We start from the raw sequence: 18,582 nt of genomic DNA on the forward strand, positions 1-18,582 counted from the left end.
CACCTCTTTTCTTTAACTTTCAAATCTTAATTGCTCAATATTTATCTTTTCTTCATCTTTTTTATAGCTTTCCTTACCAGCTAAGAAGCCATCAATAAGCCTTTTTTCTTTACTATCATTGGGTAAAGTCTCTGAAATTGCTTGAGCAACTATATAGAAATATTCTTTATCAGCAAAACCTTTTCTCTTTAATGCAGACTTTATTAATTCTCTCTTTCCTTCACTATAATAATTCAATACTAAATGAAGAGCATCTATAAGCTCATTTGATTCTTCTATATCACTTATCTTTCTTTCATGAGGTCCCAATACCCTTATAAACTCCTTCTCCTTTTTTATGAATCCCTTATTCCATTCTTTCTCAATATCAATTCCTACACTTTGGGCAAGTTTTCTTGCAGAATCAAATTCTACCTTACTTTCTCCGTAGGTCCATCGCCATAGAATATAAAATCTAGTAAGGGGTGACAAATAAGCTGAAATTCCATCATGCAATATTTTATGAATGGCATAATCAGTAACAACTTCTCTTACATACTCCAACAACCTATCTGCTCTTATCTCATCTCCACTAATATCCATCACCTTTTCATATCTTCCAAATATCTCTATGGCAGAACCTATGGCGGATATGAAATAATCTGCCCCACTCACTCCCTCTTTCCAAAGATGATCCAATTTATTATATACATATTTTTTGATCTCCTCTTTTACCTCATGAAACCAACCTATACCTTCTTTTTTTGCTTTTCTTGCCACTATATATATGGAGGATGATAATGTTGCTGACTCTCGAGCTCTTAATCTTGACTTCATCTCGGTATCTATAGGCCAAGATGCAGAAGGTACAAGGCCAGAATCTAAAAGGGAGTTTATCAAAGTCTCCCAACCTGAGGTAGATTTATGAGTATATACAATCACACAGATTCCATTAGGCTTTAATACTCTATATATCTCTTGAAAAGCCTTTTTAAGATTCTCCTCAAAAAACTTCTTTCCAGCCTCAAATCCACCTTCATTATGAGAATAAGCAACAATCTCTTTACTCTTAGGTGTTAAAGGGGTTAAAAATAAATCTGGGTATAAATCCCCTATACTTCTTTTTAACCATACATAAAAAAAGTCGGATAAATAAGAATATGGCACATTATCATAATAGGGTGGATCAGTAAAAACAGCATCAAAGAAATTATCAGGATAGGGAAGTTCTGTGGCTGATGCTTGAATAACTTTGGGTAGCAAGAGTTTTTTCATTCTTTTCCCTCCAAAAGTTCAAAATAAATTTTTTCAAGGGAAGATTTCCGTTTCATACCCTTTCAAGCTCCCTTAATATATCACTTTTAATTTCCTCTCTAAGAAGCTTTTCCCTCACAAGATCAACCTCACAATCAAGAATTTTTTCAAGTTCATCCCACAACTCAAAAAATTTAAGCCCAATTGGTCTCTCAATTTCAATAAGAATATCTATATCGCTTGTTTCTTTTTGCTCACCCCTTGTATAAGAACCAAATACTCCAAGTATAACCACACCATATTTTTCCCTTATCTCCTCTTTGTGTTCCCTGAGAATCTTTTTAATCTCCTCTAAGCTCTTCATCCTTCATCCTCTTTCTCTACAGGTGGAATTTGAGAAAGATGGGAGAGAGTTTCTATCGTATCCTCTATTAAGGATTTCCACCCTCCCACACTATGACTTAAAGGATTAATTTCAGTATAGTCCCATGTCATACCCAAAGCTTGTCTTGAAAAAGCTCTTTGAACTTTTTCAAATCCTGGTTGCCATGGCGTTAATACACAATGATAAGAAGAAAATCTACTTAAAAATAGCCCCAAATAACTCACCACTGCCTTCGCATACTCTTCATCATATCCATCTTCAATCATCTTTTCATATGCCTTTCTTACCTTCTCCGTAAAAGTAATCAATGCCAGCTTTTGGCGAGAGTTAAAAAGATCACCCCATTTACTCAATCCAAAATTACGAACTGAAAAGGCACGTTCAGCCCCACGCCCTCTTCCCTCTGGAGTTGGTTCATCCGGTACAGGATCCATTCCCCATTCTTCCATTAATTTATTTCTCTTTTCTTCTAAGTATCTCTCTGCCTCTTTAAAAATTTCCATATCTTTTTCTGTTGCCAATCTATATGTCTTTCCTTCACCTTTCCCACTATATAAGACTACTGCTATCATTCTCTGGCCAGATTTTCCATTTTGAAACAGCTTTCTTGTGGTATCATCATCTATGGTAGATCCACATATAGGGCATACTACTATAGCCCTTGAGACAGTGCCTTTTTCAGGATCAAAATCAGGAGGCATCTTTTCATATCCATCGCCAACAATCTTAAACTTAACCTCTTTTCCCTCCACATAGGGATATAGAGAGATCTTTTTATTATCCTTTTTGGCAAGCCAAAATTGCCTTACAAGGGGGATTTCTGCCCCACAACTTGGATTTTGACATAGTATAGTTCTTGCCCAAATATATCCAACAGGAATTTTTCCATCTTCATCCTTGGGATAGAATCTTTCTATCTCCTTTTTTGCCTCATTTAGCACCCATTCCCCCCATTTTTTTACGTCTTCAAGAAGGGGATTTATCTCAGTCTCTTCTTCAAAAAGACCATTGTTTACTTTTATCTTCTTCTTTCCATACTTTTGAGGATACTCCAAGGTACATTTTAATATTAAAGTTGCCACAGGATTATATTCACTGGCATATACTTCGCATCCAATCCTATAAGCTTCTAAGGGGATAGATCCTCCTCCTGAGAAGGGATCAAGAACCTTTGGTGGAACCCCATTATTTGCAGAAAGTATTTCCTCTCTTGCCCTTTTTATATAATGTCTATTAAGAGAATTTTCCCATTTAGAAAAATTTATGATAAATTGCCTTATTTCCGCCTCTTTTACTGGATCATTAGGATATGGGATTAATGCAGAATAAGATGTAACACGTGAGCTTGCTAAGGGACGCCTTGCCCACCATATATGTAAAGTTGATATATGCCCTTGTCTAATATTTTTTTCCTTGGAGGACTCTTCACTTACCTCTTTAACAGGGAATGTTACCTCAATAAATCTTTTATCTTCCTTCATTATCCATATTCCTCCCTCAATTATTTATTCTTATTCCCTTCTCTTTCCATTCCTCAGGACTTACTATATATCTAACCACTTCTATTTTCTCCTCAGGCTTTATAGTGGCCGAAGGATTTTTGATAATATAAAGCTCAGGTGATTTTCCACAATTCACTACCACATAAAGATAATATTTATCCCCAAATCTTTTTGCCATGTACCATTCATTTGGTGTAAGGGCTACCGATCCCTCATCAACTCTTGCCTTTACTTCAATATATCTTACTTCATTCTCTCCTCGTGATTTGATATCATATCCTAAATTTTCCTTTGATACATCCTCGGGAATCCTTCCCTCTTTTCTCTCAAAATCCATGGCTACTTTCATCCCTATTCTCTCTATCTCTTCATCGCTTACCATCTCATCTTTACTTTTTCCAGAGATTACACGTATGACCGTAAGAATTCTGGGCTTAGTATAGGATAAAGATGTCTCTTGCTCAATTTCCTTTTCCAAATTTTTCCTTGCTTCTTGATATTTTTTCTTTTGTTCTTCCTTATTACTAATGACAATATCAACCTTTTCTCCCTTTGCTTTTCTATCTTCATATTCTATGATTTCATTATCAAGCTCTGTGATAAGATCATTTAAAGATTTAAGTCCATATTTTCTTTTTATTTCTGCTTGTCTTTCTCTCTCCTTTAAAAGCTCCTCTTTATATTTTTCTATGAGATTTAGGGAAAAATTTATTATTTTCTTTTCATCAAAATTTATATTTTCATCAACTTTTTCAAAAGGAGTAAGTTCCCATACTATCTTAGGATTCACCTCTCTTATTTCTCTCCCATCATCATATAAAGCAAAGATTCTTTTACCAGCAATACCTTTTGCATCCCTTACTTCTCCCTCTACAAAGTATATAATTCCATTATATCTTCCATCTGGATCTAAAAAAGTAGCTCCTTTCCTTAATTCCTTTTCTCCCTGTTTCATCACCCAAGAGAGGACAGCTTCAAAAAGAGGATGACCAAAGGAAACAAACTCAGCATTCTCTCTTGATGCTATCTTTTTATCAAAGGTTATCTTACTATAACTTGTCGAAATTGTTCCGTATGCATTCTTAAAATTATCATCATTATTAAACCTTCTCAACTCATAAGGCACAGAATCTACTGATAAAATGCCCTCTTTCTTTATTGATAGTTTTCCCCCCACTTTTTCAAAGGCATGTTTGAAAAATCCCTCCACATATTCTGGCACAAGTCTTTGTTCTTCAGCAAGCTCAGTCATCTCCTTTATTGCTGTAAAATCAATATTTCTTACAGCAAGAGATTCAGCAAGCACCTCTTCCTTTATCCTTTTAAGCTCTTCATCATTTCCTATAATCTCTATCTCTTTATATATATCATCTATGCTCTTAATCTTAACTACAGCATCAATAACCAACTGATAAAGATTCTTTCCAGCAAAGATATCACCAATCACATCATATACCCTATCACTCCCTAATTTACTCTTTATTTCCTCCAATTTATCTAATAGCTTACCTAATATCCTACCTTCTATGGTACCCTCAGCTACCATATTAAATATATATACATCCCTATTTTGACCAAATCGGTGAATTCTACCCATCCTTTGTTCCAGTCGAATGGGAGTCCAAGGGATATCATAGTTGATCATTATATTACAAAATTGTAGGTTAATACCTTCACCTGCTGCTTCTGTTGCTATCATTATTTGGGTTTCATTCCTAAATATTTTTTCCTGCTCTATTCTATCCTCAAGTTTCATCCCACCATGTATAAAATTTACCTTATAACCCCATTCTGATATTTTCTTCACCAAATATTCCAAAGTGTCTTTTGCTTCAGTGAATATTAATATTTTTTCTGGACCACCTGTCTCTTTTATCTTATTAAATCCTTCTTCAATAGCTTTTTTAAGCTCGCTAAGCTTTACCTCCTCGCCTCTTTCGTATATTTCCTTCGCCATATTCATTAATTTTTCAACAATTCTTATCTCTTCCCTTAACTCTTCCTTTGTCCTTGAAAAGGTTAATGTCTCCCATTTCTTTTCTTCTTCCCATCTATTTTCCTCTTCCATATCATCAATCTCTTCTATACTTTCTATATCTAAAGAGGGTTTTTCTTGAATATCTCCATCATTTAATAATTCCTCTAATCTCCTTTTTCTTCTTTCTAAGGATCTATATAAAGCATAAGCACTTGATGCCATCCTCCTTTGGAGTACTAAAAGGGCAAATCCCACATTTCTTTTATTATCATTAACCGTTTGTTTGTTATATTCCTCTCTTACATATCTTACAAGCTCATTATAAAGTTCCTTTTCCTTATCTGAAAGTGGAAACTTAACTGTTATGGAATACCTATTAGTAAATATGGGTTTATTATTGAAATCTCTTAAATGTTCTTTTAACCTTCTCACAAAAAGCGGATTATCATTGTTCCTCAAAGATTCTTCTAAAATTTCTTTACTGGAAAAATATCCTGGTCTAAGTAGATCTAAGAATAATCTAAAATTTTCAGGATCTCCCTTATGAGGTGTTGCACTCAAAAAGAGCAAATGAGGAGATATTTTTGATAATACCTCACCTAACCTATATCTTTTGGTTTTCTTAGTTTTATCATTATATCTATATGCAGCCATCTTATGGGCTTCGTCTACAATTATAAGGTCCCATGTGGAATATCTCAAAGCTGATAAGATTTCATCTTGTTTTGCAAAATCAATAGATGTAATAACCTGATTCTTCCTGTTAAAAGGATTATCTCCATATGTAGAATCAAAGATTGATCTATCTATCACCTCAAATGTTTCGTCAAATTTTTCTTTCATCTCTCTTCTCCACTGATCCATTAAATGTCCGGGTACTACTATCAATATTCTATTTATTATTCTTCTAAGCTTTAATTCCTTTATCACTAAACCAGCCATAATAGTTTTTCCAGCACCAGGGTCATCAGCAATAAGAAATCTTATCCTTGGTTGTTTTAAAATATTTCTATATACTGCATCAAGCTGGAAGGGAAGGGGCTCAATCTTTGAAACATTTACAGCTAAGAAAGGCTCAAAAAGATCTGCATATTTAAATCTTATAGCTTGAAGATTCAATTTAACAAACTCAGGATCTCCCAGAAAATCCCAAATATTAGAAATTTTATTTATATCTTTTAAATCTGATTTAGGAATTATGGCATCAACGGGTGAAGGTGATTTTATTGTCCTGCCTAAAATACGAATCCTCTCATCAAAATATTCCACATCTATGACTTCCACAGGCTCATTCCAATATTTTCCTTCTATTATATCCCCCTTTTTTATCTCCTCCATAGATTAAAAATCCCTTATTTTTAATTTTTTTTTGTTTTATTATAATATATTTAGTAAAAACTTAAAGGATCTATCAATATTACCTTAAAAATGAAAAAAATATACTTTCTCCTATTACTTTTCATAGGGATTTTAATTATCTTTACATGGATCTTTACCCATAAAGATGAGATCTTTATTTTTAGAAACAATAAGGAACCCTTCTTTGCTAAGGAGCCAATCTTAGAAAATTTAATGTTTACCTCTAAGAAAGAAGAACTTTTAAAAAAATTTGGAAATCCTGTTAATACAAAAAGAGAGTATTGGGAAACCTATGAAGATTACATAGAATACCTTTATTATCCATGGGGTACAGTATGGTTTGCTCCTTCCCCAAAGAATAATGATTTAGCAAGGTACATATTCTGTGTAGAGATTACTAAAAGAGGATTAAAAGGACCAAGAGGAATTCAAGTGGGAGATAGTTATAAAAAAGTACTAAATAGCTTTAGATATAACCCAGAAAAAATAAGAGATAAAGAGTATCTTTATTATTTTTCAAAAATTGAAAATGGCATATTATATGAAAAATTCGGAATTATAAATTATAAAGATAAAGAGATAGATAGTATCTTCTATCAAGACTCACTATATTGTAATGTGGAATTTAAAATAGAAAAAGGGAAAGTTATAAAAATTAAGGCCTATCTTCATGAATTTTGATAACCTATGTTTAAAATTACTCATGTGATCCCCATCACTTACTTTATTTTTGAAAATGATTTAAAATATTAATAGTTAAAAGATGAGGGGGGATCAAAACCTCAGTCCGAAACATTACATTGATTCTTCCTCAACTTTTAACAAGCAACAATTAAGGAGGAAAAAATGAAAAAAGTATTTCTTATTATCACTCTACTATGGCTCATTCTCTCAATTAGTGTTGTAAGTGCTCAAAACTTTAATGTTCCACAAATTCCTCAAAATATTCCCAAAATATCAGTAAAACTAACCACTCCAGTAGTACTTGATGCCAAAAGCTCCAAAATTATCATCATTAAGAAACCACCTATTACTTTCAAACCCTTTGATTATACCTTCTTTAAGATTCAAAAAAGTCAGATAATCACTCTATCAAATGGAAAAAAAATTACCAGTGAGGATTTTTTAAAAGAGATCAATGAGATCGAAAAAACATTAAACTCCTATGGATACTCTTTGAGAGATCCAGAAGAAGAAATTTTAATACAACGCATAGTAATACCAAAACAAAATTTTGAAATCCAAAGAAAAATATTTAAAGAGATAGTCCCATATACTCCAGAAACAAAAGAAGAACCACCAAAGGAATTTAAAAATTTAAATTGGGAAAGAATTTGGGAACTCCCATTAGGGAATGAAGACTTTAATGTAAAAGTAGGGACTGGACTAAAACTTATAGGAGAAGAGAAGAAAGTAAATTCAAACGCCTTTGCATATGCCACAGTTGGACTTTTAGGTAAAAGTGCAGAATTAATTAAGGTGGAAACTGATATAGGTGCAGGAGAAAACAATACATCACAAAAGGGTTATACAAGAGTCTATATACTGGGAGAAAAAAAGATTGAAGAATCCTTTAAGACAAATGTAAAATATAGGGATAAATCTGAATATAATGTAGATTGGAGCTTTCCAATAACCTGTCCAGTAGGTCCTTTTAATGTATCTGGATCCTTTGGATTAAGAGGAAAAATAGGTGTAGAATTAGGAGCGGTATTAGATCCTCTATATTGTAGTGGTTTTATTAATCCATATGTAGATACCAGTGCTTATGCAGAGATTGGATTAAATTATAAAGTGGCAAGTGCAGGTGTAGGCGGAGAATTAACCTTACTAAAAGATAAACTTAATATAAATGGTAATTTAAACTTAGTATTACAAAATCCAGTTTATAACTCCTATTTCCAAATCTCTGCAAAAGGTGAAAATGAACTAAATGCCTTATCTGGAAATTTATATTTCTTTGTTCAAATAGATTACCTTGTAGGCAAAAAGAAGTTTAAAGCAGAGATCTATGAATGGGACGGATTTAAATACTCTACAAAACTTTTTGAATATAATTCAAAAGAACCAGCATATAAAGACAAAGAATTATGGTTATCCATAAAAGAGATTAGAGGATTAACTCCCTATAGTGCAAGAAATGAAGATTTAAAAATAAAATCTAATTCTTTCCGTGTAATAATAGATGTAGGAGCCCAAACATATAGTAAAGAATTCATAGATTTAGATAAAAATGGGATTTTATCTTCCAGAGACTCTATATGGAACATAAAAATACCTTTAAGTAGTCAAAACCCTCAAATACCTATAAAGATTACTGTCCAACAAATTTATTCCTTAGGAGAATTAAAAAATTTAACTGCCACTTTAGATCTTTCCAAGGATCAAAGAAAAGAGATTGATCTCTTTGTAGATATAAATAGTAACACTTTTACAGGTACTATAAATGGTAAGATCGACGAGGAAAAAATAGCTATAGGTGATACTAATTATTGGGGAGAAAGATATCATCAGCTTAGATTCATTCTCTCATCAAGCTTAAAGTTTCAGCCTGCTCCAGCAAAATAAAAATTTAAAATTTCTAAGGGGGGAGTTATTCCCCCCTCGAAAACTTTTAATTCTTTTTTAATCATCCATTTTTAATCCTTAATTAAACCTTAATTTTAATTTAAACCTCATACCCTAAAGTATATAAAGGGTTAGGAATCATAAAAAATTAAGAAAGGAGGAAATTGAAAGGAATGAAAAAAATCTTAGTATGTCTCTTATTAATCCTAATAACCTTTAGTTTTGCCACCGCACAAACCCCCAAAGGAAAAATAGAAATAGAATTTTGGCACTCTTTTAGTGGAGCTCTTGGAGACAAATTAATAACCCTTGTAAATAAATTTAATTCAAGTCAAGATAAGTACTACATAAATGCTATTTACAAAGGATCATATCAAGAATCAATGTCAGCAGCGATAGCTGCTTTTAGAGCTGGAAAGGCTCCCCACATTGTTCAAATTTTCGAAGTCGGTACAGCAACAATGATAGCAGCAAAAAATGCAATCTATCCAGTACATCAACTATTTAAAGATGTGGGTCTTAGCTTAAATAGCCATATATATCTTCCTGCAGTAAGATCCTATTACAGCTTTTCTACAGGACAAATGGCTGCTATGCCCTTTAATAGCTCCACAGCAGTATTATGGTATAACAAAGATGTGTTCCGTAAAGCTGGATTAAATCCTGAAAATCCCCCAAAAACATGGGAAGAGGTAAAGAAAACTGCATTACTAATAAAAAATAAAGGAGCATCTAAAATAGCTCTCACCACTTCATGGTTTTCTTGGACTCAACTGGAACAATTTGGAGCAATTCATAATATTCCTTTCGCAACTCGTGCCAATGGCTTTCTCGGTTTAGACGCACAATTATCCCTTAATCATCCTCTTTTTGTGAAACATATGCAAAATTTAGTAGATTGGCAAAGAGAAGGTATCTTTACATATGGAGGAAGAGATTCTCAACCAGACAGCCTTTTCATCTCAGGAGATGCAGCCATGTTTATAGGCTCCTCAGCCACATATGCCTCTATCAAAAGAGATGCGAAATTTGATTGGGGAATGACTTATCTTCCTTACTATGATGATTTTATAAAGAAACCGTGGAATTCTATAATTGGCGGTGCTGCACTCTGGGTTATGCGAAGACCAGACGCAACTAAAGAACAATATAAAGGAGTAGCTGAATTTTTTAAATTTCTTGCCAAACCAGAAAATGATGCATGGTGGCACATAAACACTGGATATGTACCAGTAACTCTCGAAGGATATAAATATGCTAAATCTCAAGGATTTTATAAGAAAAATCCTTATATGGAGATACCAATCCTTCAACTTACAAGAACTAATCCCTCAGCGAATACAAGAGGTTTAAGATTAGGAAATTTACCTGCTATTAGAATAGTAATATATGAAGAAATGGAAAAAGCCTTTCAAAATCAGCAAAGTGTAAAGGAAGCAATAAACAATATATTGATACGTGGAAATAAAATCCTTAGAGAATTTGAAGCAATATATGGAAAATGAAATAAGTAAAGGGGAGGGTAAATCCTCCCCTTTATACTTTGATTTTATGAGGAGGAATTAAATGAAGTCACATCCTGTTTTTCGAAACAAGATCTTGCCCCTGATGCTAATAACCCCCCAATTATTAATAACTATAATCTTTTTTATATGGCCTTCTCTTCAAGCACTCTATCTTGCCTTTGTAAGAACAGATCCTTTTGGACTTTCAATCAAATTTGTAGGTTTAGCAAACTTTGTAAATCTTTTTTCAGATAAATACTATATACAATCTATTACTACTACCATTCTCTTTTCCTTAATAGTTACACTGATCTCTATTCCTATCTCCCTACTTTTAGCAGTAATGGTAGAAAAACCAATATACTTTAAAAAAATATTTAGAACCTTATTAATATGGCCTTATTCCTTAGCCTCATCTGTAGCAGCAGTATTATGGATACTCCTTTTTCAACCTTCTATCGGATTAATAACAAAAATTTTAATTTATTTTGGAATTCAATGGAATTATATTTTAAATGGAACACAAGCCATTATTTTGATAACATTAGTAGCCACATGGAAACAGATAAGCTATAATTTTATCTTCTTTCTTTCTGGACTTCAATCTATTCCAAAATCAATGATAGAAGCAGCTGAAATTGATGGGGCAAACTCTAAACAGATATTTTGGAAATTGATATTTCCTCTTTTATCTCCTACTACCTTCTTTTTATTAATAATGAATTTAACATACGCATTTTTTGATACTTTTGGAATAATAGATGCTTTAACTAAGGGTGGTCCCGGAAAAGCAACTGAAACATTAACTTACAAAGTATACGTAGATGGAATAGTTAATTTCAACCTAAGCAGTTCTGCCACCCAATCCGTTGTTCTTCTAATACTAGTAAGTATTTTAACAGCCTTACAATTTCGTTATCTTGACAAAAGGGTTATTTATCAAGGTTAAATCTTTATTAAAAGGGGAAAAATACATTATGAAAAAGAAATCATATTTAAATCATATAAAAAGTTACTGGTTTGCTTATTTTATAATTATATTAAGTATTATACTTTTAGCTTTTCCCGTATATGTAGCTTTTATTGCCTCAACCCACGATGCATCCACTATATCTCGAGGCCAGTTACCTCTAACTCCAGGAAAATATCTATTAGAAAACTACAATACTGCATGGAATATAGGAAAAGGAGAAAGAATTATCAGCATACCTGTTCGTAAAATGTTAATAAACTCACTAATTATGGCTTCTATTATAGCAATAGGGAAAATTGCTCTATCATTACTTTCCGCCTATGCAATAGAGTATTTTTATTTTCCATTCCGTAGTTTCATATTCTGGTTAATCTTCATTACCCTTATGTTACCTTTAGAAGTGCGTATTATACCTACTTATAAAGTTGTCTCTGATCTAAAACTAATTAACACCTTTACAGGATTAACTGTTCCTCTTATGGTATCTGCCACTGGCACACTTCTTTTTCGCCAAGGCTTAAGGAATATTCCAAAGGAACTTTTAGAAGCTGCTAAAATCGATGGTGCTGGTCCTTTAACTTGCCTTGTTTTCTTAGTTATACCTTTGATGCTTCCCACCATATTTTCTTTATTTGTTATACTCTTTATATATGGATGGAACCAATATTTATGGCCATTACTTATAACTACAGATATTAATTTTCAAACTATAGTCATGGGTATCGTAAAAATGATAGGAGGAGCAGATACTTCTGTAGACTGGAATATAGTCATGGCAAGTACTATGATATCTCTACTCATACCAGCACTTATTGTGATATTTATGCAAAAGTTACTTATAAGAGGACTAACTGAAACTGAAAAATAAGAGAGTTAATTAAAAACAAAATTTAGTTAGAATATTACCCTAATATTTAGTATAATTAAATACATGGAGATAGATGTATCTTTTGTAATACCTGTAAAGGATGAAGAAAGCACATTAAAAGAGCTATACAGGGGTATAGTTGAGAATACCACCCCCTTAAATCTATCTTTTGAAATTATCTTTATTGATGATGGAAGTACAGATAATTCTTACCAAGTTTTAAAAGAGCTCCATAAAGAGGATAACAGAATAAAAATAATAAAATTCAGAAGAAATTTTGGAAAAGCTTCTGCATTATCAGCTGGATTCCAAAAAGCGAAAGGTAATATCATTATTACCATGGATGCAGATCTTCAAGATGATCCAAGAGAAATCCCCAGATTTATTGAAAAGATAAAAGAAGGTTACGATTTAGTTTCAGGTTGGAAAAAGGAAAGAAAAGATCCTATTACAAAAACATTACCATCAAAGATTTTTAATAAATTAGCAAGTCTTTTTTCTGGTGTTAATATACATGATTTTAATTGTGGATACAAAGCCTACAGAAGAGAGGTTATTGAAAATTTAGAAATTTATGGAGAACTATATAGATATATTCCTGCATTAGCCTATAGCAAAGGCTTCAGCGTTACAGAGATTCCTGTAACCCACCATGAAAGAAAATATGGAAAATCAAAATATGGATGGGAAAGAATAATTAAAGGATTCTTAGATTTGATAACCGTCATATTCCTAACAAGATTCCTTAAAAGACCTATGCACTTTTTTGGGGGTACTGGAATATTGTTTTTCTTATTTGGCTTCTTAATAAACCTATATTTAGTAATATACAAATTTATAACAGGAGAAAAGATAGGTACACGACCCCTACTAACTCTTGGAGTATTATTAATGATCGTAGGTATACAATTTCTATCTATAGGACTTATAGGCGAGATGCTAAGTCATCTTACCCATGGAAGAAAAAAAGAATATCTAATTTTAGAGGAAGTAGGGTTTGAGTAGTATATATCTAAAAAAGCTTCTTCCTGAAATCCCAAGACTCTTAGGTCTTTTGGACAAGAATTTCCAAAGTCCAACTTTTGGTTGTTTTGATAGAAATTTCTGGCATTACAATATTACTGATTTTGCTTGTGCAAGATTTCAAGAAGCAGTATTAACATTAGCTCTTCTTTATAATTTAAATGACCCTGAAAACATCTACTTCCAAGACAACAAGATCCTATCTTTTATTAAAGGTGGAATAGACTTTTGGTGCAAAATACAAAAGAATGATGGATCTTTCGAGGAATGGTATCCTAATGAACATAGCTTTGTAGCTACAGCATTTTCTACCTATGCTATATCAGAAACTTTAATTATCTTAAAGGAGAAGTTAGATACTGATAAAGTAATAAAGCATTTAAAAAAGGCAGGTGAATTTCTATTATCCCATGAAGACTTTTCAGCCTCCAATCAAGTAGCAGGTAGTATTATATCCTTGTACAATATTTATCTATTAACATCGGATGAAAGATTTAAAAAAGGAGCATTAATGAAATTAAAAAAATTAGAAGAGATACAAAAGGAAGAAGGATGGTTTCCAGAATATCAAGGTCCAGATATAGGATATCTATCCTTAGCTATTGACTATCTTTCAAAATATCATGAGAAGACAATGAATGAAAAAGTACAACACATGATAACAAAGGCCATTAATTTCTTAGTTTACTTCTCCCATCCTGACCTTTCTTTTGGAGGTGAATATGCCTCCAGAAACACAAAATATATAATCCCATCTGGAATAGAATACTCAGCAAAATGGAATGATTCCGCAAGAAGAATCTTATATTCTTTGAGAAAAGCTCTACAAGAAGAAAAAGGCATTGGCCCCTTTAACTTAGATGATCGTTATCTTGCTTATATAGGCTATACTTATCTTCAAGCACACCAAAATTTCTATAATGGAGAATTAAAAAGTCCTATTTATGAAGAAAAATTTTCCCAATATTTTCCAGAAAGCGGTATATTTATAGAGAGTAATGAAAATTTCTATATTGTAGGAAATCTTAAAAAGCAAGGTGTCTTCAGGATAGATTTTAAAAAAACAAACTTTTCTCTAAAAGATAGTGGACCTATAGTATATACCAAAGGCAAAATTTATTCACCCTTTTTAAACCCAGGCTCCAAAATATACTCTCAAGATTGTTACATTACAGAAGGATACCTTTTAAAGATTCCCTTTAACAAAATGACACCTTTAAAAAACATACTGTTAAGATTATTCCAGATAACTTTTGGAAGGAATAAAAAAATAAGTTTTTTGATCAAAAATATATTAAGAGGAATGCTTATTTCCTATAAAAAAGGAGGACCTATTTTTCTTAAGAGAAAAATAAAGGTAATGGAAGATAAATTTGTCATTGAAGAAGAAATAAATTCCCCTTACATAATAGACAAGATAGGAATTGGAGTAGAAAATCCATACATATTCATACCCTCCTCAAGATATTTCCAGATACAAGATTTGAAAGATTCTTTTAGCTATCATATATTAGAAGTGAATAACAAATTTATTAAAATAAGAAGAGAGTATGATGGAGAAGGTAAAGAAAAACTTACTTATTAACATTTTAAAGTCAATAATTACTGTTCTTGTTTTTTACTTTATATTTAAGAAAATACCTACAAAGGAAATAGTAAAATCCCTTGTTTACATAAACATAAAACCTTTATTTTTAGCTGTAGTTTTTGGTTTTCTATTTACCTTCTTTAAGATAATCAAATGGCATCTACTCTTAAAAGACTTATCCAAAGAAAATTGTCTCTCAAAATCTGCAGAAAGCTATTTTATAGGTATGAGTATAGGGCTTATAACTCCAGGAAGAGTAGGAGAGATAGCAAGAGTTGGAAATATTGACAAAGAAAAAAGGGTAGAGGGTTTAAGCTTAGTCATACTTGATAAAGCCTTTGACCTTTTAGCAGTTTTAATCCTTGCATTAGCAGGTTTTTATATATTCTTTGGAAAATTTATTTCCTTTCTTTTAGGAATCTTTATTCTTTTCTCTCTCTTTGTGATTTTTTATCAAAGAGCAATAAAAAACATAAATAACATATTTCCCTTCAACAAATTTCCAGATTTTATACAAGGATTTTTAAAAATAAAAAGGAAAACCCTTCTTATAAACTTTCTCCTTTCTCTATTATCCTACACTATCGTATTAGTAGAGGTATACTTTTTAGCAAACTCCTTTGAAAAATTTTCTTTTTTATCCACCTTTATTGGCTACCCTATAGTCATGCTTGTAAATCTCATCCCTATTACAATTGGGGGATTAGGTATTAGGGAAGGAACAGCAGTCTTTATTTTAGGAAGATTAGGTCTTTCTCAAGCAGCCTCCTTTAACAGTGCCTTTTTGTTATTCTTAATAAATACAGCAATTCCTGCTATTATAGGATTGGTAGAATTAAACAAAGATATAAAAAAAAGCAGTCTAATTCCTATAATTACCATCATAGGATTCATTCTAAGAGTTTATAAAATAACAGAAAGGAGTATTTGGCTTGATGAAGCTATAACTGCCCAAATATCCCAAACCGGAATTTTAGGCATTATTCTCAATAGATCACAAACAGGAATTCATCCCCCCTTATATTTTATACTTGTTTATTTTTGGACATGCATATTTGGTGATTCAGAATTAGCCTTAAGATCTCTTTCTATGATCTTTGGAGTTTTAAGTATTCCCCTTTTATATAAATTAGTTAAGAAACTCTATGATGAAACTACAGCCCTAATTTCTTCACTTATTTTTGCTCTATCCCCCTTTTTAATCTATTTTTCCCAAGAGGCAAGAATGTATCCATTATTTACTTTCTTAGCCCTTCTATCTCTAAACTATATATATGATTTAAGCAATAAAGAATTTAACAAGAAAAATCTTATCAAACTCCTAATAATAAACTCTCTTTTGCTTTATACTCACTTTTTCTCAAGTCTTCTAATAATAGCTGAAAACATTTATATGTTCATATGCCAAAGAAAAAATTTTAAGAATCTTAAAAATTGGATTATAATACAGTTTATAACATTACTCTTCTTTTCTCCATGGCTTTACGTAATCTTCACAAGAAATACTCCAGAAGTATATCAAGGGGCTCAAAAACTTTCCCTCTACACTATTAGTGTCTCCTTTTATCAAGCCTTTTTCGGGTTTGCAAGAAGTCTCCTTGAAAGACTAAACTTACACTACTTCTTATTTATAATATTTTGTGGGCTGATTATTTTGGGATTATTATCACCTTATGAAAACAAAAAAGGTTTTTTATTAAATATCTCGTACTTTTTTATACCTTTCATAACTTTAATTATAATCTCCTCTTTTGGAAAAAGTTTTTATAGTAGTAGATATCTTTCTCCTTTTATACCTGCTCTTTTTATCCTTATGGCAAGAGGAATTAAGAAATTTAGATATTATCCCATAATTACCATAATAATATTGTTTATCACTGGAACATATCTCTTTTTAAACATATCATATTATCAGCGCATGAGCTACCTAAATCGTCCATGGAGAGAGGTGGTAAGGTATATCCATGAGAATTCTCAAGAAGAGCATATAGTATTAATTAGTGAGCCTTTTTACTATAGACCATTTGAATATTACAATAGAGGAAGGCTCCCATATATTCCTGTGAATCCAGATTTTTTCTCTCCTGAAAATATAGAACAAAAAATTAAGAATTATAAAAAGATTATTCTAATCTTATCCGATATAAATCCAAGAACTTTAAAAATAAAAGAATGGCTTGATAATAAATTTAAATACAAAAACAGGACAGATTTTTATAAAGTTGTAATATATTCATACGAAAGTTAGGAGGAAAAAGATGAGAAACGTAGGAATTATAGGAACTGGATATATTGGCCTTGTCACAGCATTAGGACTTGCAGAAGTAGGAAATAGAGTAATATGTTTAGATATAGATGAGGAGAAAATTAATCTTTTAAAGAAAGGCATATCTCCCATTCACGAAGAAGGGATAGAAGAACTTTTAAATAGAAATATAAAAGAAAAAAGAATTTTCTTTACTACAGACTTTCAAGAAACAATAGAAAAATCAGAAATTATCTTTATATGCGTGAATACCCCTTCAAAGGAAGATGGAGAGGTAGACCTATCTCAAGTAATATCTTCGGCAAAATCCATAAGTAAATTTCTAAAGAATAGAAAAATAATAGCTATAAAAAGCACAATTCCCATAGGAACATTATCCAAAATAAGAGAGATTTTTAGTAAAGAAGGTAAAAAAGAAGGAGATGAGTATGAATTAGCAATAGTACCTGAATTTCTAAGAGAAGGAAAAGCGGTTTATGACTTTTTCAATCCTTCGAGAATAGTTATCGGGGCAGAAAAGGATTATGTAATAAACTCTTTAAAAGATTTATTTTCTCCCTTTCAAGCTCCAATAGTAATAACCACTCCCATAACCGCAATCTTAATTAAATATGCCTCCAATGCCTTCCTTGCCATGAGAGTATCTTTCATCAATGAGATAGCCAATATATGTGAGAGATTCTCTGTAGATGTCTTTGAAGTTATAGAAGGAATGAAATACGATAAAAGAATAGGAGGAGAACATTTAAGCCCAGGAATTGGATTTGGAGGCCCTTGTCTTAGTAAAGATCTTATGGGACTCATTAAGATGGCAGAAAAAAGTGGATATGAACCTGATTTCTTAAGAGCTATCTTAGAAAAGAATGAACATCAAGTAAGACATATAGTTTATAAAGTAAAAGAGCAACTTTCTGATCTTTTATATGATTATACCATTTCCATATGGGGACTTACATTTAAACCTAACACTAACGATGTGAGAAATTCTCTTGCTATAAAAATAATAAATTTATTAAAAAATGACGGAGCAAATATAAAAGCTTATGATCCTTACGGTATGGAAGAGGCAAAAAAAATCATAAAAGAAATAGAATATTGCAATGATATATATGAAGCCTCAAAAGATTCAGATTTAGTGCTTATTCTTACCGCATGGAATGAATTTAAAAAAGTAGATTTTACAAAGTTAAAAAGACTTATGAAAAAGCCTATCATTATTGATGGCGTTAATATATTAGATCCTAAGGAAGCTAAAAACCATGGATTTATCTATAGAGGCGTAGGAAGAGAGTAAAAATTTCAAACTCTAAAGTTGAGAGAGAAGATCCATAAAG

General features: G+C 31.8%; 12 protein-coding genes and 1 pseudogene. 9 read left to right on the plus strand and 4 right to left on the minus strand.

The window, feature by feature from the left end:
- Positions 1 to 12 precede the first annotated feature (12 nt).
- From ACY3IT_RS01390 to ACY3IT_RS01405, 4 genes and pseudogenes are all read right to left on the minus strand, one after another.
- Positions 13 to 1,233, minus strand: a pseudogene (locus ACY3IT_RS01390) (DUF1156 domain-containing protein); the annotation flags it as partial.
- 73 nt (positions 1,234 to 1,306) lie between these two features.
- Entirely contained in the window at positions 1,307 to 1,597 is a 291-nt protein-coding gene (locus ACY3IT_RS01395; RefSeq protein WP_463083008.1) for a nucleotidyltransferase family protein, read from the minus strand.
- Complete coding sequence (locus ACY3IT_RS01400) at positions 1,594 to 3,099, minus strand: DUF1156 domain-containing protein (RefSeq protein WP_463083009.1); 1,506 nt, start codon at positions 3,097 to 3,099, stop codon at positions 1,594 to 1,596. The genes ACY3IT_RS01395 and ACY3IT_RS01400 overlap by 4 nt, the downstream gene beginning before the upstream one ends.
- A 16-nt stretch (positions 3,100 to 3,115) precedes the next feature.
- The gene (locus tag ACY3IT_RS01405) at positions 3,116 to 6,436 is read right to left on the minus strand and encodes a helicase-related protein (RefSeq protein WP_463083010.1); all 3,321 of its coding nucleotides are present in this window, start codon (positions 6,434 to 6,436) and stop codon (positions 3,116 to 3,118) included.
- A 90-nt stretch (positions 6,437 to 6,526) separates the two neighbouring features.
- On the opposite strand from ACY3IT_RS01405, the gene ACY3IT_RS01410 reads away from it, so the two are divergent.
- From ACY3IT_RS01410 to ACY3IT_RS01450, 9 genes are all read left to right on the plus strand, one after another.
- A complete protein-coding gene (locus ACY3IT_RS01410) occupies positions 6,527 to 7,138 on the plus strand; it encodes a hypothetical protein (RefSeq protein ID WP_463083011.1) in 612 nt (203 codons plus the stop codon).
- A 165-nt stretch (positions 7,139 to 7,303) separates the two neighbouring features.
- Complete coding sequence (locus ACY3IT_RS01415; protein ID WP_463083012.1) at positions 7,304 to 9,025, plus strand: hypothetical protein; 1,722 nt, start codon at positions 7,304 to 7,306, stop codon at positions 9,023 to 9,025.
- 173 nt (positions 9,026 to 9,198) lie between these two features.
- Positions 9,199 to 10,530 (plus strand): sn-glycerol-3-phosphate ABC transporter substrate-binding protein UgpB, encoded by a 1,332-nt coding sequence (gene ugpB / locus ACY3IT_RS01420; RefSeq protein WP_463083013.1) that lies wholly within the window; start codon positions 9,199 to 9,201, stop codon positions 10,528 to 10,530.
- A 61-nt stretch (positions 10,531 to 10,591) separates the two neighbouring features.
- Positions 10,592 to 11,479, plus strand: coding sequence for a sn-glycerol-3-phosphate ABC transporter permease UgpA (ugpA, locus tag ACY3IT_RS01425; protein ID WP_463083014.1), 888 nt, complete (start codon positions 10,592 to 10,594; stop codon positions 11,477 to 11,479).
- A gap of 28 nt (positions 11,480 to 11,507) precedes the next feature.
- Positions 11,508 to 12,371 carry a sn-glycerol-3-phosphate ABC transporter permease UgpE gene (gene ugpE, locus ACY3IT_RS01430; RefSeq protein WP_463083015.1) on the plus strand — a complete coding sequence of 288 codons (864 nt, stop codon included), beginning with the start codon at positions 11,508 to 11,510 and terminating at the stop codon, positions 12,369 to 12,371.
- A gap of 63 nt (positions 12,372 to 12,434) precedes the next feature.
- Positions 12,435 to 13,376, plus strand: coding sequence for a glycosyltransferase family 2 protein (locus tag ACY3IT_RS01435; RefSeq protein WP_463083016.1), 942 nt, complete (start codon positions 12,435 to 12,437; stop codon positions 13,374 to 13,376).
- The gene (locus ACY3IT_RS01440) at positions 13,369 to 14,979 is read left to right on the plus strand and encodes a prenyltransferase/squalene oxidase repeat-containing protein (protein ID WP_463083017.1); all 1,611 of its coding nucleotides are present in this window, start codon (positions 13,369 to 13,371) and stop codon (positions 14,977 to 14,979) included. Before ACY3IT_RS01435 ends, ACY3IT_RS01440 begins: the two co-directional genes overlap by 8 nt.
- Positions 14,945 to 17,230 carry a flippase-like domain-containing protein gene (locus ACY3IT_RS01445; protein ID WP_463083018.1) on the plus strand — a complete coding sequence of 762 codons (2,286 nt, stop codon included), beginning with the start codon at positions 14,945 to 14,947 and terminating at the stop codon, positions 17,228 to 17,230. Before ACY3IT_RS01440 ends, ACY3IT_RS01445 begins: the two co-directional genes overlap by 35 nt.
- 10 nt (positions 17,231 to 17,240) lie before the next feature.
- Positions 17,241 to 18,542, plus strand: coding sequence for a UDP-glucose dehydrogenase family protein (locus ACY3IT_RS01450; RefSeq protein ID WP_463083019.1), 1,302 nt, complete (start codon positions 17,241 to 17,243; stop codon positions 18,540 to 18,542).
- Positions 18,543 to 18,582: the final 40 nt, after the last annotated feature.

The sequence above is a fragment of the Dictyoglomus sp. GBS genome, from assembly GCF_055179815.1.